A 19,934-nucleotide genomic window follows, 5' to 3' on the forward strand; every position below is an offset into this window, starting at 1 on the left:
CGGTGCTCACGTACTTTAAGTACGCTCCGCTCCGGTTCTCGGAAGCCACCGTTTTCGACTCGGCCTGACCTGAATCTCAACAGACCTTCGGCGAAATACTAGGCACCCATGCGCTGCAGCCAGTCCTGGCCGACGCCACGATCGCGGACGATGGGCAGCGGATCGGTGGAATCCAGCCGGGCACAGATGCGGTAGACTTCGAGTGTCTCGGCGCTCAACTCGCCGCGTTTGTAGAAGAACATGGCGGCGGCATAGCGGGTGCGGCCCGACCATTTTTCGCCGAGCGGCGTGTTGACCAGCTCCCACTGCTCGGCGGCATCACCGTCATCATCCGGTGTGTCGGCCTCGTCGGTCATGCTCAGAAATCCGCCGGTGGATTGGCGGTGCGGCGGTCGAGCTTGATGAACGGCCGCGCCACCACCTTGGCCCGCTTCATCAGCTTCTGGTACTGCAGCTCGCGCATGGCATAGATCTCGACCCAGAGGTCTTCGGCCATCGTATCACCATAGGGACGCGCCAGCGAGGCGATGGCGATGTTGCGCTTGGCCATCGGCGACCACATGGCTGCGCTGACTAGCCCGACCTCCTGTGACTTCTTGTAGTAGACGATGGCGTGTTCGGCCGGGATGTTGCCTTCGATCTCCAGTCCGACCAGCACATGGCGCAGTCTGCGTTTGGCGCGGGCTTCGAGGATGGCGCGGCGGCCGTTGAAATGACCTTTTTCGAGGTCGATCATGAAGCCGAGACCGATCTCGTCCGGCATGCGCAAGCGGTCGGCGCGGATGGCATGCTCGGAGGTGGTGAAGTCCGCATTGGCGACGATCAGCCCGGCTTCCAGACGGGCGCGGTTCAAGGCCATGTAGCCAATGGCGCGAATGCCGCGTAACTCGCCCGCCATCATCAGCCGGTCCCAGAGGCTCAGCGCCTTGTCTGAGGGTACGAACAGCTCGTAGCCGAGATCGCCGGTGAAACCGGTGCGCGAGATGGTGACAGTGCCACCATCATGTGAGAAATCGGCGAGGTCGAACACCTTGAGTTTTTCGACGCCGGCAAAGCCGGCATCGCGCAGCACGGCGAAGGAGGTCGGTCCTTGCAAGGCCAGACCGGCGACGGCTTCGGTCTCTTCCTCGACCGTTACGTCGAAGCCTATGGCGCTGTCCAGCAGCCAAGGCAGATGCCGCTCCTGCGAACACAGCCGGAAGCGCGTCGGCGACAGGCGGAACAGCGTGCCGTCGTCGAGGACAAAACCCTCGTCGTCGCACCAGGCTGTGTAGTGGACGCGACCAGGCTTGAGCTTTGCCACATCGCGCAGCGTGACGCGATTGAGCAAGGCTTCGGCGTCCGGCCCCTCGATGCGGTATTTGGTCATCGGTGAGATGTCGAACAGCGCCGCCTGACTGCGGATGGCGAAATATTCGAGCTCCTCGTCCCACAGCGAATGCGGGGCGCGGTAGCCGGCCCAATTGTACCAGTCCTGGGTTCTGGCCAGCGCATCGATGCGCGGCTGGAACGGCGTGCCGAGACGAAGCGTGCGGAAATGCGATTGCGCCGCGATGCGGGCCGGGATGAGCGGGCTCGTCTTTGCCGCGTCTGGCTTCTTTTTGGTTGCTTGCGCCATGGCTTAGCCCTTCATCGCGATAATGCGCTTCGCCGCATTGAAGCCCGGTGCGCCGGAGACACCGCCACCCGGATGCGAGCCGGCGCCGGCAAGGAACAGCCCTTCGATCGGCGTGTCATAGCCTGACCAGCCGGACACCGGTCGCGACATCAGCATCTGGTCGGCCTGCAGTTCGCCATGGTGCCAGTGGCCGCCCGGCATCCGGTAGCGCGTCTCGATGTCGGCCGGCGTCAAAAGTTCGGTGTGGAGCACGGACTTGCCGATTCCCGGCGCGTAGGTCTCGAGCTGAGCCATGATCGCCTTCAGGAATTTCGGCTTGCCGGCGCTCCAGCCCTCTTTCAGCGCATAGGGCGCATACTGCACCACCGCCGACAGCACACAGGCGCCAGCCGGCGCGAGCGACGGATCGGCAAGGCTGAGCAGCGTGATCTCCATCACCGGTTCGGGCGAGAACTCGCCATATTTCGATGGATTGAAGGCGCGTTCGACATGGTCGGGCGAGGGCGCAATGACCAGCCGGCCCTTGTGGCCAGCGGCGTCGACACCGGTGAATTGCGGCGGCCGGTCGAGGGCCAGATGGAGCTTGGCCGCATCGCCCTTCATGCGGATGTTTTTCACCTTGCGCGCGAAGCCGGTATCGACTTCGCGCGGCCCAACCAGATCGAGGACAGTGGTCGCCGGATTGATGGCGGAAACGATTGTTTTCGCCCGAAGCACTTCGCCGTTCTCGAGGGCGACGCCGACGGCTCGGCCCTTCTCAACCACGATTTTCGCCACCGGCGACGCGGTGCGGATGGTGACGCCAGCCTGTTCCGCGGCTGCGCGAATGGCGGTGACGACCGCGCCCATCCCGCCCTTCGGTACGATCTGCGCGCCGGCCTTGCCGCCGGTCTCGCCCGCCAGCCGGTAGTAGAGGCCGAGCAACGAGGTCGGCGAGCGTGGGCCGAGATGGCTGCCGAGCGTCGCGTCGAAGGCGAGCAGGCCCTTCAACCTGGTATCGGCAAGCTGCTCGTCGAGCAGGTCGGCAACGTTCATCAACAGCACACGCAGGAAATCGCGCATGTCTTCCTTGCCGAGTTTCTTCAGCGCCAGCGCGGTCTGGCCAAGCGCTGCCGTCTCAAGCAGCGACATGGCGCCGAGGTCGGGTGGCCGGCGCGACAGGAACGGCTTCAGGATGGCGGCATAGCGCAGCAGCTGGGCGCGCAGTTCCTTCCATGCTGTCTGCTCGGAGGCACTGGAGCCGGTCAGCACCTCGCCATAGGCGCCATGCAGGACAAGCGGCGGGCCGTCCTTCGACAGTGCCAGCGACGGCACGAAGTCGCTGCGTTCGATCTGCAGTCCGTGCTTTTCCAGCTCCAGGGTCTTCACCACATCGGGATGCAAGCGGTTCAGCAGATGGGCGATGGAGGAGACGCGAAAGCCGGGCGCGAATTCTTCGGTGCGCGCGGCGCCGCCGACATCGGCGGCGGCCTCCAGCACCAGCACCTTGCGGCCGGCCTTGGCCAGCGTGGCGGCGGCGACAAGGCCGTTGTGGCCGCCGCCGATGATGATGGCATCAAATGACGTCATGGGCCGGGCTCATATGCGAGGTGGATTTGGCGAGGTCGCGCAGGATCTCTGCGGCGGCATTGCGGCCCGGCGCGCCCATGACACCACCACCGGGATGGGTCGAGGAGCCGCACATATAGAGGCCGCCGACCGGCGAACGGTATTGCGCGTAGCCCGGCACCGGGCGGTTGAACAAAAGCTGGTCGAAGGTCAGCTCGCCCTGGAAGATGTTGCCTTCGGTGAGGCCGACCTCGGCCTCGATCTCGCGCGGCGTGCGCACCTCCATATGGACGATGCGGTCGCGGAATCCAGGCGAATAATCGGCGATCTGCGCAACCACGCTTTCGGCAAAACCGTCGCGATCGGCATCGGTCCAGTCGCGACCGCCGATCTTCGGCGGCGCGTATTGCACGAAGCAGCTCATGAAATGCTTGCCGGGTGGCGCCATGGTCGGGTCGAGCGTTGTCGGAATGACCATGTCGAGGAAGGGATCGGCCGACCAGCGCCCGGCCTTCCAGTCGTCATAGGCGCGCTCCATGCGCTCCACCGAATCGGTGAAATGCATGTCGCCGCGACAGACCGGCGAATCCTTCGGCAGCGCCGGGAATTCGGGCAGCGAATCGAGCGCAATGTTGACCTTGCCCGACGAGCCGCGAATCTTGAAGTTCTTCACCCGGCGCAGGAAAATGTCGGGCAGTTCCTTCTCCTCGACCAGTTTCAGGAAGGTGCGTTTCACGTCGGCATTGGAGACGACGAGCTTGCCGTAGATCTCCTCGCCGCCGGCGAGCACGACACCCTTGGCCTTGCCGTGCCGGATCAGGACGTGATCGACCTCAGCGCCGGTGCGGATGGTGCCGCCCGAGGCCTGGAAGGACGCGGCGAGCGCCTTGGTGACCGCACCCATGCCGCCGCGCGCATAGCCCCAGGCGCCGACCGAGCCGTCGACCTCGCCCATATAGTGGTGCAACAGCACGTAAGCGGTGCCCGGTGACATCGGGCCGAGCGCGGTGCCGATGATGCCGGATAGCGCGAAGTTGGCCTTGATGACATCGGTCTCGAAATATTCGTCGAGGAACTCCGAGATCGACATGGTCCAGAAGCGCAACGTCAGCGCCATTTCCTCGGCTGAGAGGCCGGCAAACTTCTTGCCGAGATAGAGCAATTCGCCGATGTCGCGCGGCCGAAAACTGGTCGGGTCGGGCGCGGTGCGCATCAGCAGCGGCTGGATGAAGCGGCACTGCCGTGTCACGTCGCGGGCGTAGCGGTCATAGGCTTCGGCATCGCGCTTGGAGAAGCGGGCGAACTCGCGCCGATGGGCATCGTGGTCACGGTAGTTGGCGAGGTAGTCGCCATCCTTGGTGAATACCGCGCCGCCCTCATAGGAGATCACCTGCAGGCCGAAGCGCGGCAGTTCGAGGTCGCGCATGATCTCGGGGCGAAACAGCGAGCAGACATAGGAGCAGTTGGAATAGAGGAAGCCCGGTGTCAGCTCGCGGCTGGTGGCGGCGCCGCCGACCCAGCCGTTCTTCTCGACCACCAGCACATCGAGCCCGGCGCGCTGCAGATAGCAGGCATTGACCAACCCGTTGTGACCGCCGCCGACAATGATCGCGTCCCAAGCCTTCATTCGCGCCCAGCCTTCATCGTGCTCGACCCTTCATTTTTGCGTGATCAATCCCCGAATGCGCGGAATTTGGCACGGCAGCAGCCGTTCTGTCCAGCCATTCTGAATGAATGTTCAACAAATTATATTGCGTTTTCCTTGATATACGCTACGCTTTGCCGGCATTCGAACCTGCGCAATTCGGCCGATGGGACTGAGGTCTGATGATCGAAACGGCAGAAGCCGAGCCGGAGTATGACGACACCGCGATCCGCTTCCTCGAGGCGCTGTGGGGCGACGGCTATCTGTCGCCGGGTGGGCCGGACGAGGTCGATCGCGTCGTCGACGGGCTTGCGCTCAAGGGCAAGACGATCCTCGACATAGGCTGCGGCTCCGGCGGCATCACGCTGCATCTGATCGAGCGTCATGGCGCGGCGCACGCCACCGGCTTCGACGTTGAAAGGCCGGTGATCGATACAGCCAGGCGGCGGGCAGCGGCGCGCGGGCTCGGCAGCCGCGCCAGCTTTGTCCAGGCGCCGCCCGGGCCGCTGCCTTTTGCCGACGGCGCCTTCGATGTCGTGTTCTCCAAGGATGCGCTTTTGCATGTGCCGGACAAGGACGCGCTGTTTGCCGAGATCTTCCGCGTGCTGAGACCGGGCGGCGTCTTTGCGGCGTCGAACTGGATGATCTCGCATGACGGCGAGCCATCGCCGGAGATGAAAGCCTATGTCGCGGCGGAAGGCTTGTCCTTCGCCATGGCCTCGCCGGAGCGCTATGCGCAGGCGATGCGCCGTGCCGGCTTCACCGATGTCACCGTGCGCGACCGCAATCCCTGGTATCGCGATGTAGCACGCGGCGAGCTCGAAAGGCTCAAAGGTCCGCTCTATCCGACGGTCGCGGCGGTGGTCGGGGCAGCCTATGTCGACAAGAACATACGAACCTGGGAGGCCATGCAGAAGGTGCTTGACAGCGGTGAGCACCGTCCCACTCATCTTCGCGGGTGGAAGCCGGCTATGGTGGGATAGCCGGCAATGTGGAGCATGACGGCACCGATGAAAACTGCAGCGCGCGAAGAGCGATCCTCAGACATTTCCGGAAAAAGCGAACCGGAAAAACGCGGCCGCAAGGCATCGAAGGAAGTCAGGCAGCTGCAGCTGATCGAGGCGACCATCGATTCGCTGGCCAAGCGCGGCTATGCCGAGACGACGATGGCAGATGTCGCCGACGGCGCCGGCCTGTCGCGCGGCATCGTCAACTTCCATTTCGAGAGCAAGGAGAAGCTGCTCGTCGCCACGCTGCAGCATATGTATGACGAGTATTCGGCGCATTGGCGCGCTGCCTTGCAGAAAGCAGGTGAGGATCCAGCCCGCCAACTGCAGGTCCTGGTGTGGGCCGACTTCGACCGCTCGATCTGCAACAAGCGCAAGCTCGCCGCCTGGTGCGCGTTCTGGGGCGAGGCCAAGTCGCGGCCGACCTATCAGGCGCTGAGCAGTTCCCGGGACGCGTACTACCAGCAGGTCTTCATCGATCTCTGTGCGACGCTCAAGCAGAGCGGCGGCTATGCCTATGAGCCGCAGGTGATGGCGCTGGCGCTGTCGGCGATGCTGGAAGGGTTGTGGCTGCGGCTGATGATGGGAACCGAAGACACCACGCGCGAAACCGCCCTGCAAGCGGCGAACGCATTCCTCGCCGCGGCCTTTCCCAAGCACTACCGATAACCAGAAGCCAGCCAGTCGAGCCGGCAACGCAACAACAAAGAGGATGGAACTGCAATGAGAAAATTGAGCCGACGCCTGACACTGACTTTAGCCCTCGCCGGAACCCTCGCCGCTTCGGCGGCGGCGATTGCCGTCGCCGCCGACAAGGACCTGATCGTGTTCGACTGGTCCGGCTATGAGGACCCGAGCTTCCATCCGAAATATGTCGAGAAGAACGGCGACTCGCCGACCTTCGCCTTTTTCGGCGACGAGGATGAGGCGTTCGAAAAGGTTCGCTCCGGCTTCAAGGCCGATCTCGGTCATCCCTGTTCGCAAAGCGTGACGAAGTGGCGCGAGGCCGGATTGCTGCAGCCGCTCGACACCTCGAAAATATCAGGCTGGAAGGACCTCAATCCCGGCATCATGGCGATGAAGAACCTCGCCACTACCGACGACGGCAAGGCCTGGTTCATGCCTTGGGACTGGGGTAACACGCAGGTCACCTTCAACACCTCCAAGATCGACGAGAAGGACGTGCAGTCGCTGAAGGCCTTCGCCGATCCGAAGTTCAAAGGCCGGGTTTCGATCGGCGACAATGTCGACGATGCCTATGCGCTGGCCAGCCTCGCCATCGGCCTCAAGGACTGGACCAAGATGACGGACGACCAGTTCAAGCAGGCCTCGGACTTCCTGCGCCAGGTGCACAAGAATGTCCGATCCTACTGGACCGACACCACCGACGTCGTCCAGCTGCTGAGCGGCGGCGAGGTCGATCTCGCCTGGGCGTGGAACGACGCCACGGTGCAGTCGGTGGCCGCCGGCGTGCCGATCAAGTCCAAGAAGGACACCGACGAAGGTATTTCGACCTGGGTCTGCGGCTATGTGCTGTTCAAGGATGCGCCGGGCAATATCGACAAGGCCTATGATTTTCTGAACGCGGTCAACGATCCGGAAACCGCCAAGGTGCTGGTCAAGGACTGGGGTTATGGCCAGGCCAACGCCAAAGGCATGGCCGGCGTCGACCAGGCCGTGCTGAAGGAAAAAGGCTATGACGACGTCGGGAAATTCGTCGACAAGACGCTGTTCCAGTCGCCCGTTCCGTCGGAACTCAAGCTCAAGATGATCGCCGAGTTTGAGAAGATCAAAGCCGGCTATTGATCTCCGTTCTGCACCTCCCGTCTGCCTGCCATATGGCGGGCAGACAGGCTCGCCAAAGCCGCGGAATTTTCCTAACCTCGCTTCGGTTCCCGCGATGAGGAGTTTCGCGCCATGGATTCCATGCTTCGCCGCCTTGTCCTTGCCGCCGTCTTCACCATCGGCGCTGGCGCGGCCTATGCGCTTGCCGAAGGCGGCGGCGACCTCGTCGTGTTCGACTGGTCGGGCTATGAGGATCCGCTGCTGCATCCCGCCTATGCTGCCAAATACGGTGCCGCGCCGACCTTCGCCTTCTTCGGCGACGAGGACGAAGCGTTCCAGAAGATGCGGGCCGGCTTCAAGGCCGATATCGCGCACCCCTGCTCGCAAAGCGTGGTGAAGTGGCGCGAGGCCGGCATGCTGCAGCCCCTAGACACCTCGAAGATATCTGGCTGGAAAGACCTCAATCCCGGCATCATGGCGATGAAGGATCTTGCCACCACCGCCGACGGCAAGGCCTGGTTCATGCCCTTCGACTGGGGCAACACCTCATTGCTCTATCGCACCGACAAGGTGACGGCGGACGAGGCGCAGTCGCTCAGGATCTTCGCCGATCCGAAGTTCAAAGGTCGCGTCACTATCGGCGACAATGTCGACGACGCCTATGCGCTGGCCAGCCTGGTCATCGGTCTGAAAGACTGGACCAAGATGACCGACGCGCAGTTCAAGGAGGCGTCGGCTTTCCTGCGCGACGTGCACAAGAACGTCCGCTTCTACTGGACCGACGACACCGACCTCAACCAGGCGTTCATCGGCAATGAGGTCGATCTCGTCTGGGGCTGGAATGAAACCTTCGTGACGCTGAAAGGACAAGGACTGCCGATCGCCATGAACCGCGGCACCAGGGAAGGCATATCCACCTGGGTGTGCGGCTATGTGCTGATGAAGGACGCGCCTGATAATCTCGACCAGGCCTATGAATTCCTGAACGCGGTCAACGCGCCTGGTGTCTCCGACTACTTGGTCAAGACCTTTGGTTATGGCCACGGTAACGGCACCGGCATGGCGGCGATCGATGCCAAGGTCCTAAGCGAGCGCGGTTTCGACAATCTCGACAAGTTCCTCGACAAGACATTGTTCCAGCAACCGGTGCCGCCCGAGCTGAAGCAGCGGATGATCGACGAGTTCGAGAAGATCAAGGCCGGCTATTGAAGACCGGGATCGAGAGAACCGATGTCGTCATTGTCGGCGCCGGCTTCACTGGCCTGTCGGCGGCGCTTGAGCTGAAGAAGGCCAGCATCGATTTCATCCTGCTCGAAGCACGCGATCGCGTCGGCGGACGGGTGGAGTCCAGAGACAATGGGCTTGGCGAGCGCATCGACAGCGGCGGCCAGTTCTTCTGCGAGGATATGCCGGAATTGATGGCGCTGGTCAGGGCCTGCGCCAAGACATTGGTCGAGACCCATGTCGATGGCGACTTCATCGCCCAGCCGTCGATGTCGGCGCGGGAAGCGGAACGCGCCTATGCCGGGTCGATGGCGATCCGTGACCGCATGAATGCGATCGCGCCTGATGCCCCTGAGATCGCCGGGCTGACCGTCGCCGCCTGGCTCGAACGGCAGAATGATCCCGACCAAGCCAAGGCCGCCTTCCGGTCGATGATCGAGGGCCTATGGTGCCTGGCGCTGGAGAAGGTGCCGCTGTGGCACCTCATCGACAACGACCGCCGCATCACCAACGAGGTGCCGGAGCTACAATATTTTCTGCACGAAACCATGCAGTCGGTGGCCGAGGATCTGGCCAGCGATCTCGGCGGCCGGCTGCGCTTGAACACGCCCGTCACACTCATCGAACACGGACCGGAGGGGGTTCGTCTGGCTTCAGTGACCGGCGCGATCGAGGCACGAACGGTACTGATCGCGGTGCCGCCGGTGATGGCCTCGAAACTGGCGTTCGCGCCACCGCTTCCGGCTGCGCTCGGACGAGCCCTCAGCGTCTGGGAAAGCGGAGCTGTGATCAAGGTGCTGGTGCGCTATGACAACGCCTTCTGGCGCGACAAGGGCTTGAGCGGCATGGTGATGTGGCGCGACCTGCCGGGCCTGTTTGCCTGTGACGTCAGCAAGGACGACGACCATGCGGCGCTGGTCGTCTTCATTGGTGGTCCGCTGGCCCTGCGCTGGCGCGAGTTCGGCGATGCGGCGTTGCGCGACGAGGTGACGGCAAGATTGCAGGACGCGCTGGGCGACCATGCGAGCAAGATGCTCGATCTCAGCTATCGCGACTGGACGGACGACCGCTGGAGCGGCGGCGCCTACAGCGACCTGATCACGGATGTGACGGCAACCGACGCAGAGCGGACAATCCTGGCCGGCTCGCCGCCGCTGTATTTTGCGTCGTCGGAGCTGTCGCCGTCATTTCCCGGTTATGTCGAGGGCGCTATCATCGCTGGACGCATCGCCGCGCGAAAGATCATTTCCGAAATTCAGTCCGCCATCGCCACCAGCGCTTCCGGGTCGTAGGCGAGGCGGATCGAGGTGCCGACCGGGATGTCATCGGCGCCGAAATCATTGGTCTCGGTCACCGACAACGGCTTTTCCAGCCCCGGGATTTCGACGACCAGATGGGTGATCTCGCCGAAGTAATGGCGCTCGACCACCTTGCCTGCGACCTCGAATTTCGCCGTGGCATTGTCCCACAGCACACGCAGCCGTTCCGGCCGGATGCCCAGCGTGGCAGCGCCGCCATTGCGGACAAAGGCCTTCGGCTTGTCGGTCTTGACCCGGCCGAAGCCGAGCGTGTCGACAACCAGCGAGGCGCCGTTTTCCTCGACGATCTCAGCCTTGACGAAATTCATGCCGCCGAGGAAGTCGGCCACCTGGCGGTTGACCGGCCGCTGGTAGATTTCCTTGGGCGAGGCGACCTGGGCGATCTTGCCGCCGAACATCACGGCGATGCGGTCGGACATGGCGAGCGCCTCATACTGGTCGTGGGTGACCAGCACGAAGGTGATGCCAACGGCCTGCTGCAGGCGGCGCAGTTCGACTTGCATCTGTTCGCGCAGTTTCTTGTCCAGCGCCGACAGCGGCTCGTCGAGCAGCAGCACTTTGGGGCGCATCACCAGTGCACGCGCTAAGGCGACGCGCTGCCGCTGGCCGCCGGAGAGCTCGGTGGCGAGACGCTTGCCGAGGCCGGTCAACGAGACCTGCGCCAGCGCTTCCTCGACGCGGCGCTTTTCCTCCGAGCCTTCCAGCTTCAACCGCTTTAGCCCATAGGCGACATTCTGCTCGACATTGAGATGCGGGAAGATGGCATAGCTCTGGAACACCATGTTGGTGGGGCGGCGATTGGCCGGGATGCCTTCCATCGACTGGCCGTCGACCGAGATCGTACCGCTGGTCGGGTTGTCGAAGCCGGCGATCATGCGCAGCAGCGTGGTCTTGCCGCAGCCGGAGGGGCCGAGCAGCGAGAAGAATTCGCCCTCCTTGATGGTCAGCGAGGAGTCGTCGAGTGCCTTGAACGATCCATAGCTGCGGGTGACGTTCTTGATCTCGATCATCGGCCGTTCGGCTTGCGATCGTTCGGCTTGCGGCCGCTCAGGCATAGAGGCCTCCCTCGTTCTGGGTGCGTTTTGCCGCGCGGCGGCGCAGGATTTCGGCGACGGTCATCAACAGGAAGGAGGCCACCAGCAACAGCGTGCCCAGCGCCAGCACGCCCGGCAGTTTGGCGGCAAAGCGCAGCTGGCCCCAGATGTAGATCGGCAGCGTTGCCTCGGTGCCGGTCAGGAAGAAGGCGATGATGAATTCATCGAGCGAGATGGTGAAGCAGACCAGCAGGCTGGAAATGATCGCCGGCGCCACCATCGGCAATGTCACTCGCCGAAACGTGCCGAAGGCGCTCTCGCCGAGATCGGCGGAGGCTTCCTCCAGGCTGCGGTCGAAACCCTCGAAGCCGGAGGTCAGCACCGTCATCGAATAGGGAATGCAGACCAGGACATGGCCGAGCACGACGGTGAACAGCGACAGGCTCAAACCCAGCTGCAGCATCACCAGCAGCATGGAGATGGCGACAATGACTTCCGGCAGCACCAGCGGCGCCATGATCAGGCCGTTGATGGTGCGGCGGCCGGGGTAGCGGTAGCGGGTGATCGAGCGTGCCGCGAGGATGCCGAGAACGGTCGAAAGGATGGAAGCTGAGACGCCGACGACCAGGCTGTTCCAGGCGGCGTCGAGCAGTGCCGGCGTGCGCGGCAGATCCTCGTACCAATGCAAGGTGAGGCCGGTGAGCGGGAATTTCGGCGTCGCCGCGGTGTTCACCGAGAAGATCGGCAGGAAGATAACCGGCAGATAGAGGAAGACGACATAGAGAAACGCATAGGTCGACAGCCAGCCATTGGCCAGGAAGCGCCGCACGGCCGTCATCGCGCCAGCCTCTGGATGGCGCGGATGATCAGCACCGTGGCGCCCGCCATCAAGGTCACAATCAGCATGGTGGTTACCGAAAGGGCTGCACCCAGCGGCCAGTTTGACGCCTTGCCGAATTGCGCCTGGATGGCGTTGGCGATCATGACGCCATCCTTGCCACCGACAAGTTTTGGCGTGACGTAGTCGCCGACTGTCGGGATCATGACGATGAGCGCCGCCGAAATGACGCCGGGCGCCGACAGCGGCAGCGTCACGCGCAGGAACGAGCGCAACGGGCCGTCGCCAAGGTCCTTGGCCGCCTCGACCAAAGTGCGGTCGACCTTTTCCAGCGAGACGAAGATCGGCAGGATGGCAAAGGCCGCCCAGGCGTGGGTCAGCGTGATGATGACGGCGGTCGAATTGTAAAGCAGCGCGGTCGAAGGCTCGTCTATGATGCCGAGGCCCATCAGCCCGGAATTCAAGACGCCGTTATAGCCGAGGATGACCTTCCACGACATCACGCGCAGCAGATAGCTGGTCCAGAACGGAATGGTGATCAGGAACAGCCACAGGCTCTTGTGGCGGCCGCCATGGAACGAAATGAAGTAGGCGATCGGGTAGGCGAGCACGACCGTGAAGAAGCTCACCGTCAGCGAGATGTAGAGCGAGCGCCACAAGAGGTCGCGATAGATCGGCTCGGTCAGCGCGATGCGGTAGTTTTCCAGCGTGAAGGTGTGGTCGATGGTGAGGTAGTTCTGCGTCCAGAAAGAGTGGGCGATGACCACTAGGATCGGCCCCACCAAAAGGATCAGCGCATAGAGTAGGGTCGGGCTGATCAGCGCAAAGCCCTGGACGGGTTCGGACTGCAGAAGGGCGTTTCGCCTGGCCCGCGTCATGCCGAATGGAGGCGATCCTTCAGCCGCCGCCGTCATTGCAGCGCCCCTGGCGCGATCGCGGTTTCTGGCTCGGACTGTCCCGCCATGCGGCTCCCATTGTCTAACAGATCCTGGCGCCGGCTGCCTGTTCCCCATGCTCGCCGGCTTTCTTTCATCATGCGCGCATCCGTGGATTGAAATCAAGCGCTAATTCTGCAATATTGATTGAACGGACATTCAAAATGAAGTGAAGAAAGCCGACATTTCCAATGCTTGGTGCTTCGTTTCGTGTTCGACCATATCTGCGATCAAACAAGGCGAGGCGACAATGGCGGCTGCAAGAGATCTGAGGGCGACTGAAACGGCAGGGCCCGCCGACGATGCCGTCGAACTGGCCAAGCGCCATCTCGTCCAGCCCTGGCCGTTCGCCGGCTCGGTTGGGGCCGAGGCGCGTGCGCTGATCGGCGAGGGCGACGGCATCTACATCACCGACGCTGCCGGCAAAAGGCTGATCGACGGGCCGGCCGGCATGTGGTGCATCAATGTCGGCCATCGCCGCGAGGAACTGGCGAGGGTGATGTACGACCAGGCGATGAAGCTGTCCTACAACACGCCGTGGTACACGATGAACGCGCCGTCGGCGGAGCTTGCCATGCGCATCGCCGGCCATGCGCCGGGCGATCTCAGCCATGTCTTCTTCACCACCGGCGGTTCCTCCGCGGTCGAGACGGCGCTGCGCTTCATGCAATTCTACAACAATGTGCGCGGTCGCCCGGAAAAGAAGCTGATCCTCAGCCGCGGCGGCGCCTATCACGGCTCGACCTATCTGTCTGCCTCGCTCAATGGCCGCCCGCGCGACCGCGACTGGATGGACGGCGCCGACGAACTGGTCGTCAAACTGTCGTCGCCCGATCCGTTCCGGCGCCCGAAAGGCATGAGCCTTGCTGCCTTCACCGATTTCCTGGTCGATCAGTTCCGCGATACGGTCGCCCGTGTCGGCGCCGACAAGATCGGCGCTTTCGTCGGCGAGCCGGTGCAGGCATCGGGCGGTGTCATCGTGCCGCCGGATGGCTATCTCAAGCGCATCCGCGAGATCTGCCGCGACAACGATATCCTCTATATCTCCGACGAGGTGGTGACCGCCTTCGGCCGGCTCGGCCATGTCTTTGCCTCGGGCGACGTGTTCGGCATCGATCCTGATATGATCACTTTTGCCAAGGGCGTGACCTCGGGCTATTTCCCGCTTGGCGGTGTCATCATCTCGGAACGGCTGCTGCAGGAATTGCGCCGTTCGAATCATCCGGACGCCATGTTCGGCCATGGCCTGACCTACACCAGTCATCCGGTCGGCTGCGCCGTGGCGCTGAAGAACCTCGATATCCTGGGAGACAATGTGCTCGCCCACACGCGCGAGGTCGCGCCCTATTTTCAGGCGCAACTGAAGACGCTGGAGGAGCTGCCGCTGGTCGGCGAAGTCCGCGGCATGGGGCTGATGGGCTGCGTCGAATGCGTCGCCGATCGCGAAAGCAAGGACCCGCTGCAGCTCGACAAGGATGTCGGCAAACGCATCGATGCGCATTGCCACGAACTTGGCCTGCTGGTGCGGCCGCTGATCAATATGTGCGTGATGTCGCCGCCGCTGATCATTACGCGCGAGCAGATCGACGACATGGTGGCAATCCTGCGCGAAGGCATTTCGCGCACGATGGATGATCTGAGGAAAGAAGGGGTTTGGCAGGGGTGAGTTTCTCCCTTCTCCCCGTTCACGGGGAGAAGGTGCCCGAAGGGCGGATGAGGGGCGGCGCTGACATCGGCAGTTGGTCGTGTTCGACCCGAGTTGAACCTTGCTGGCCTCGCGCTGCCCCTCACCTGCCTGCCGGCATCCTCTCCCCGTATAGAGACGGGGGAGAGGACGCTCTGCTTGCTCCTACACCTGCGACCGAATGGCCTCGTTGAGGTTCCACATCTCCTTCTCGTCCGGCGCCGTCTCCAGCCCCAGGACGGGAATCTGCTTGCGCAGATGGTCGTGGTGGGTGCGCACGCCATATTCGAGGTCGGAGAGGTAAAAGCCCTCGAAGGCTTCCGACAGCATGGATTCGTTCGACCACACCGAGAGCTGCACGTCCTCGTTCATGGTGTCGCGATCGATGCGGTAGGCGAGGTAGCGTGCCGCCGCCTGTTCCCGGGTTTCGTCGGGGTAGCGGTAGATGGCGCCGCGCAGCAGCGTCTCGCCGGTCGTCAGCGGGAACTCCTGATAGAACTGCACTGATTCCGGCATGATCGACAGCGCGTTGTTGGGGAACATGCCGTAGTAGATCCAGGCCTTGCGCAGGTGCTCCGGCAGGTGCTCGGCCGCCGGCGCGTGCTTGATGTATTCACGCACGCTCCAGCGCCGTCCGGCATGCGGATTGTAGGTGGCGAAGGAACGCGACACGCCGTTGATGAACGGTTCGTCGAAATAGGTCGCGCCGTAGAGGTCCTGCAGCGCCGGATGCGCCATGGCGACGTGATAGCCTTCATTGTCGACGTCGCGCACCGACTTCCAGTTGACCGGGGACTTCTGGGTCCAGATGCCCCAGGACGGCACCATGTCGGCGACGCCATAGTGCGCCATCTCGGCTTCGATCGGCCTCAGCAGTTCTGCGACCGACGGCTGCGGGCCGCCCTTGCGGAAACGGATGAAGATAAACCCCATCCAGATTTCGAGGTCGAGCGGCATCAGGCCGAATTCGGTCTTGTCGAGATCGGGGAAGGAGCGCGGGCGGGCAGCGCCGCGCAACGTGCCGTCGAGATTGTAGACCCAGCCGTGGAACGGGCAGACCAGGGCGTTCTTGCAGTTGCCCTGGCTGTCGGCGACGACGCGGCTGCCGCGATGACGGCACATATTGTTGAAGGCGCGCACGACGCCATCCTTGCCACGCACGATCAGCGCCCGCTCGCCGACCACGTCCATGGTCATGTAGTCGCCGGCATTCGGCACGTCTGAGACATGGCCGGCAATCTGCCAATGGTTGCGGAAGACGTATTCTTTCTCGAGTTCGAGGAGGGCGTCGGAATGATAACTCCAGCCCGGCAAACCCCGCCGGTCCCAATCGTTGGGGATCGCCACGTCACGGAGGTGCGGGTTCATGGGCAGCTCTTCTTTTTGTTGAATACTCATTCAATATAATCATATTTTGCATTGAAATGCAATGACTTGTGGAAATCACAAGGTTTCCACCCGGCCAGTTCGCGTAGGTTCAACGCCCGTGCTGCAGCAGAAAATCCGGGGATTTCCGAGCGTTAACCAGGGTTGTGATGCGGGCGCGTTGGATCGGGATTGGCACTCGCCGTGTCGGCAAAATCGCGCCGGGAAAGAGCTGCCGTTCGCAATTTATTTCGGGAGTGTGAGATTGGTCATAGTTCGATCGAGCGGATGCGCGCTTTGCTGTCTGACCGAATATGCCCGGTAATGCCCGAATTATCTGTTTCGCCGCTGTTACACGGGCAGACTAGATGCATCATTCGTCGGTTACACAGCGCGATTAAGTTCGCTTCATAGCAAAAGAAATAAGAAACGAAGGGGAATGACGATGTACACGAAGGTTGAGACTGCCGACAGCGACATCCGCCTCCAGGCTCCGGAGCGCAACGACCGGCGCCCAAAACTGGCGCTGCGCCAGCGCGCAAGTGACCATCCGATGGCGATGTTCATGATGCTGAGCGCTGTCGCCTTTGTCGGGATGATGTTCACTCCGACGATTGGTCCCGCCTTCGCGTCACTCAATCCGCCGGCCAACGTTGTCGACGGTGCGCCGACCACCATCAAGACCGCGCGCCTGCCGATGCCGGAGATCGATTTTGCCTGCAAGGGCCAGGCCTGGGGCGCCGAGAGCGCGGACTGCCTGCGCGTCATTGCCGCGCAGTCGGGCAAGCACAGGGACCGCGCGGTTCGCATGATCGCCAATGCCGCGCCGCTGACCAATACGCCCAACGTCTTTTGATCTTTGTTGAACGTGACCGCGAAACATTCCCTGCTTCGCGATCATGCTTTGACCTCCCCGAGCGCTCCTCTTGCGCTCAGTCAGGCTCCCGCCGCACCGTCGGTCGGGAGCCTCTTTTTTGGAATCAATTGATATTCAGGTGAGGCCGGCCTGACCTGAATCTCAACAGATCCCGGGAAGGCGCTGAATTTCAGCTCGCAACAGCCGCCTGCTCGGCAATGGCCGAGAGCACGCCGCGGACGTCCAGCGTGCTGAAAGGCTTTTCCAGGATCTGCGGCCGCTGCGCTGCCGGCAGGGCCTCGATCTCGGCCTTCGCGCCGATCAGGTCGCCGGTGACCAGCACGAAGCGCCGTGCCAGATCCGGTTTTTCAGCGAGCAGTTCGCGATAGATTGATATGCCGCTGATGCCGGGCATGCGCAGGTCGGAAAAGACGATGTCGGGCGGCATGTGGCCGGTCAGGGTCGCAACGGCCGATGTCCAGGCCGGGACGATCCGCGACTTGATGCCCATCAGCTCCAGAATGTCGGAGAGCGAGCCGGCGACATCCGGCTCGTCGTCGATGATCAGTGCGTGGCGCAATCCGCTCGAGCGGGCCGGGCTGTCGCCGGCGGCGGCGACGCCGGCGGTGATCGCCGGCAACTGGACGACGAACCGCGCGCCCCTCGGCAACACCTCCTCGAACCAGACATTGCCATTGTGCCGCTCGATGATCGATTTCGAGATCGACAGGCCGATGCCGGTGCCGACACCGACCGGCTTGGTGGTGAAATAGGATTCGAAGATGCGCGAGCGAATCGCCTCGGGCACGCCCGGTCCGTTGTCCTCGACCGAAAATCCGGGATTGCCGCGGTCGCTGCGAAATGTGCGCACCTTGATCAGCCGGTCGCCGGCGACGCCTGCCAGCGCGTGCTGGCTGTTGATGAGGAAGTTGGCGGCTACCTGCGTCACATGGTCGGCATCGGCCATGGCCAGCAACGGGCCGGTGGCGAAATCGGTGTCGATGATGATGCCGCTCGACCTGGCGCCATAGGCGGTCACTTCGAGCGCGGCGCGGATCACCTGGTTGAGATCGGTCTCGGCCTGCGCCGTGGGGTGCAGGCGGACCATCGACAGGAAGCTTTTGACGATGCGGCCGCAGCGTTCGGCGGCGGCGCGCACTTTTTCGGCGCGCACCTTGGTCTGCGGGTCTGAGGCGAATTCATGCAGCAGCGTCGATTGCGCGACGACCACGGCCAGCGGATTGTTCAACTCGTGCGAAACGCCGGCAAGCAGCGAGCCCATCGCCGCCATCTTCTCGTTCTGGTGCAGCTTTTCGCGCTGGCGGCCGATCTCCTCCTCGGCGCGCAATTTGTCGCGCAGGTCGCGGATCGAGCCGAAGATGAGGCAGCGGTCGGCAACCCGCATCTCGGTCGCCGTCAGCTCGATCGGAAACACCTCGCCGGCTGCGTTTTGGGTGACGGTTTCGAGCCGCTGGCCGACCATCGGCGCGCCGCGGCCGGTCATGTATTCGGCCCCCGACGCATAGCCCTTGCGGTAATAGATCGGTACGATGGTGTCGAGCAGGTCCTTGCCGAGGATGTCTGAGCGCTGGAAGCCGAACATCTTTTCGGCGGCCGGATTGAATTCGATGATTGAGCCGGTCTCGTCGATGACGACGATGGCGTCGAGCGAGGCCTGCAGCATGGTGCGGCGGATGACTTCGCTGGCATGGGCTTCGGACGGCGATCGTTCGATGGCGTCGCCGATGGCGAGCGCGACGATATGCAGTGTCGCCTCCTCCTCGTCGCTCCATTCGCGCTCGTTGACGCAGTCGTTGACGGCGAGCGTGCCCCACAGATGGCCGTGCGCAAACACCGAAACCGACAGGAACGACTTGATGTTCTGCTTCTCGAAATCGGTTCTGAGGAAGCCTTCAAGGTTGCGTGTGTGTCCGGCGAAGATCTTGCCCTGCCGCTCATCCTCCGCCAGACGCTCCAGCAGCGGGTCCGAGTTGACGATCGACTGCATGATGACTGTCGGTGATGCCAGTTCGGTGCCGAAGCGGGGGGCGATCCAGTAGGCTGCAACCGACTGGGCGAAGCCCTGGCCGGGCAGTTCGCGCAGCCTGAACAGGATGCCGCGCTGGCAATCCATGGCAACGCAGAGCGTCTCGAGGATGCCCACCATCTCGCGCTGCCAATCGCCGGCCTCGCGGAGCCGCCGAACGACGCGGACAGCCGCCATTGCGGCGCCCTGACGGGTGCCTTGCATGTCCGTGCGTGCCGGTTCAGCAGTCATGGTCAGTCGTTACCCAGGTCGTGCCGGTGAGGTCACAGCAGCCTATCGCGCCGCTCAGTGTCCGTCGCCGGTCGGCAGCGAAAAGATATAGCCTTCGCCGCGCACCGTGCGCAGAAATTTCGGATTGGCCGGATCCGCCTCGATCTTCTTTCGCAGCCGCATGATGCGGATGTCGACCGCGCGTGACGATTCAGGGTCCTCCACGAAGCCGATCGCTTCGGAAATTGCCGCACGCGTCAACAGCCGGTTGGCGCGGGTCAGGAAAACCTCGAGCACGTCGAACTCGCTCTTGGCCATGTCGATGACCGCGCCATTGGCGCCGGTGACCAGCCTGCCGTCGAGATCGGCCTGGAAAGAGCCGAAGCTCATGAAGCGGCGGCCGGCACCGGTTTCGACCTTGGCGGCTTGCGGCGCGGTCGGCTGCGGCACGCGGCGCAGCACGCTGCGAACCCGCGCCAGCACTTCACGCAGTTCGTAAGGCTTGACGATATAGTCGTCGGCGCCGAGTTCCAGCCCGACGATGCGGTCGAGCGCAGTGCCGGCGGCGGTGGCATAGATGATGCCGATCGGCATTTTCGAGCGCAGCCAGCGGCCGAAAGACAGGCCGTCCTCGCCTGGCATGGCGATGTCGAGGATGGCCAGATGAAACGACTGTGTTTCCAGCAAGGTGCGAGCTTCGGCGGCGCTTTCGGCCGTGGTCATTTCGTAACCATTGGCGCCGAGATACTCGGCGACCGCGTCCCTCAGATCGGGCTCGTCCTCGACGATGATAATTCGTGCCCGCACTATGATCTCGCT

Annotated in this window: 17 protein-coding genes; 7 read left to right on the forward strand and 10 right to left on the reverse strand. The window is 63.1% G+C overall.

Annotated features, from left to right (window positions below):
* Positions 1-98 precede the first annotated feature (98 nt).
* Genes AC1D0N_RS18625 through AC1D0N_RS18640 form a run of 4 tightly spaced genes read right to left on the reverse strand, consistent with a single transcriptional unit; the run spans position 99 to position 4,793 of the window.
* The gene (locus AC1D0N_RS18625) at positions 99-356 is read right to left on the reverse strand and encodes a hypothetical protein (RefSeq protein ID WP_477246398.1); all 258 of its coding nucleotides are present in this window, start codon (positions 354-356) and stop codon (positions 99-101) included.
* A gap of 2 nt (positions 357-358) precedes the next feature.
* A complete protein-coding gene (locus tag AC1D0N_RS18630) occupies positions 359-1,618 on the reverse strand; it encodes an aminomethyl transferase family protein (protein WP_477246400.1) in 1,260 nt (419 codons plus the stop codon).
* A gap of 3 nt (positions 1,619-1,621) precedes the next feature.
* Positions 1,622-3,187 carry a phytoene desaturase family protein gene (locus tag AC1D0N_RS18635; RefSeq protein ID WP_477246402.1) on the reverse strand — a complete coding sequence of 522 codons (1,566 nt, stop codon included), beginning with the start codon at positions 3,185-3,187 and terminating at the stop codon, positions 1,622-1,624.
* Positions 3,174-4,793, reverse strand: coding sequence for a phytoene desaturase family protein (locus AC1D0N_RS18640; RefSeq protein ID WP_477246404.1), 1,620 nt, complete (start codon positions 4,791-4,793; stop codon positions 3,174-3,176). The genes AC1D0N_RS18635 and AC1D0N_RS18640 overlap by 14 nt, the downstream gene beginning before the upstream one ends.
* A 200-nt stretch (positions 4,794-4,993) precedes the next feature.
* On the opposite strand from AC1D0N_RS18640, the gene AC1D0N_RS18645 reads away from it, so the two are divergent.
* The 5 genes from AC1D0N_RS18645 to AC1D0N_RS18665 all read left to right on the forward strand — a co-directional run bounded on the left by AC1D0N_RS18645 (position 4,994) and on the right by AC1D0N_RS18665 (position 10,119).
* Complete coding sequence (locus AC1D0N_RS18645) at positions 4,994-5,794, forward strand: methyltransferase domain-containing protein (RefSeq protein WP_477246406.1); 801 nt, start codon at positions 4,994-4,996, stop codon at positions 5,792-5,794.
* A 27-nt stretch (positions 5,795-5,821) separates the two neighbouring features.
* Positions 5,822-6,487: a transcriptional regulator BetI gene (gene betI / locus AC1D0N_RS18650; protein WP_477246408.1), complete on the forward strand. Its 666-nt coding sequence runs from the start codon at positions 5,822-5,824 to the stop codon at positions 6,485-6,487.
* Positions 6,488-6,541: 54 nt separating this feature from the next.
* Positions 6,542-7,624 carry an ABC transporter substrate-binding protein gene (locus tag AC1D0N_RS18655; protein WP_477246410.1) on the forward strand — a complete coding sequence of 361 codons (1,083 nt, stop codon included), beginning with the start codon at positions 6,542-6,544 and terminating at the stop codon, positions 7,622-7,624.
* Positions 7,625-7,735: 111 nt separating this feature from the next.
* Positions 7,736-8,812, forward strand: a complete 1,077-nt coding sequence (locus AC1D0N_RS18660) for an extracellular solute-binding protein (protein ID WP_477246412.1) — start codon at positions 7,736-7,738, stop codon at positions 8,810-8,812.
* Complete coding sequence (locus AC1D0N_RS18665; RefSeq protein WP_477246414.1) at positions 8,809-10,119, forward strand: flavin monoamine oxidase family protein; 1,311 nt, start codon at positions 8,809-8,811, stop codon at positions 10,117-10,119. Before AC1D0N_RS18660 ends, AC1D0N_RS18665 begins: the two co-directional genes overlap by 4 nt.
* Here the strand turns inward: AC1D0N_RS18665 and AC1D0N_RS18670 are convergent.
* From AC1D0N_RS18670 to AC1D0N_RS18680, 3 genes are read right to left on the reverse strand one after another with little or no spacing between them, the layout of a single operon-like run.
* Positions 10,083-11,156, reverse strand: coding sequence for an ABC transporter ATP-binding protein (locus AC1D0N_RS18670; RefSeq protein ID WP_477246625.1), 1,074 nt, complete (start codon positions 11,154-11,156; stop codon positions 10,083-10,085). The two genes, AC1D0N_RS18665 and AC1D0N_RS18670, sit on opposite strands and share 37 nt — an antisense overlap.
* A 37-nt stretch (positions 11,157-11,193) precedes the next feature.
* Entirely contained in the window at positions 11,194-12,018 is an 825-nt protein-coding gene (locus tag AC1D0N_RS18675) for an ABC transporter permease (protein ID WP_477246416.1), read from the reverse strand.
* Complete coding sequence (locus AC1D0N_RS18680; protein ID WP_477246418.1) at positions 12,015-12,932, reverse strand: ABC transporter permease; 918 nt, start codon at positions 12,930-12,932, stop codon at positions 12,015-12,017. Before AC1D0N_RS18680 ends, AC1D0N_RS18675 begins: the two co-directional genes overlap by 4 nt.
* Before the next feature lie 271 nt (positions 12,933-13,203).
* Here AC1D0N_RS18680 and AC1D0N_RS18685 point away from each other — a divergent pair, with 271 nt between their 5' ends.
* Entirely contained in the window at positions 13,204-14,619 is a 1,416-nt protein-coding gene (locus AC1D0N_RS18685; RefSeq protein WP_477246419.1) for an aminotransferase, read from the forward strand.
* A 183-nt stretch (positions 14,620-14,802) separates the two neighbouring features.
* On the opposite strand, the gene AC1D0N_RS18690 is transcribed toward AC1D0N_RS18685, so the two are convergent.
* Entirely contained in the window at positions 14,803-16,005 is a 1,203-nt protein-coding gene (locus tag AC1D0N_RS18690; RefSeq protein WP_477246421.1) for an aromatic ring-hydroxylating oxygenase subunit alpha, read from the reverse strand.
* 442 nt (positions 16,006-16,447) lie between these two features.
* Here AC1D0N_RS18690 and AC1D0N_RS18695 point away from each other — a divergent pair, with 442 nt between their 5' ends.
* Positions 16,448-16,858: a hypothetical protein gene (locus tag AC1D0N_RS18695; RefSeq protein ID WP_477246423.1), complete on the forward strand. Its 411-nt coding sequence runs from the start codon at positions 16,448-16,450 to the stop codon at positions 16,856-16,858.
* Positions 16,859-17,048: 190 nt separating this feature from the next.
* Here AC1D0N_RS18695 and AC1D0N_RS18700 read toward each other — a convergent pair whose 3' ends face one another.
* Both AC1D0N_RS18700 and AC1D0N_RS18705 read right to left on the reverse strand, forming a co-directional pair.
* Positions 17,049-19,136 carry a GAF domain-containing sensor histidine kinase gene (locus AC1D0N_RS18700; protein ID WP_477246424.1) on the reverse strand — a complete coding sequence of 696 codons (2,088 nt, stop codon included), beginning with the start codon at positions 19,134-19,136 and terminating at the stop codon, positions 17,049-17,051.
* A 54-nt stretch (positions 19,137-19,190) separates the two neighbouring features.
* The gene (locus AC1D0N_RS18705) at positions 19,191-19,922 is read right to left on the reverse strand and encodes a response regulator (RefSeq protein ID WP_477246426.1); all 732 of its coding nucleotides are present in this window, start codon (positions 19,920-19,922) and stop codon (positions 19,191-19,193) included.
* Positions 19,923-19,934: the final 12 nt, after the last annotated feature.

The organism is Mesorhizobium sp. P2_E10, assembly GCF_056404235.1.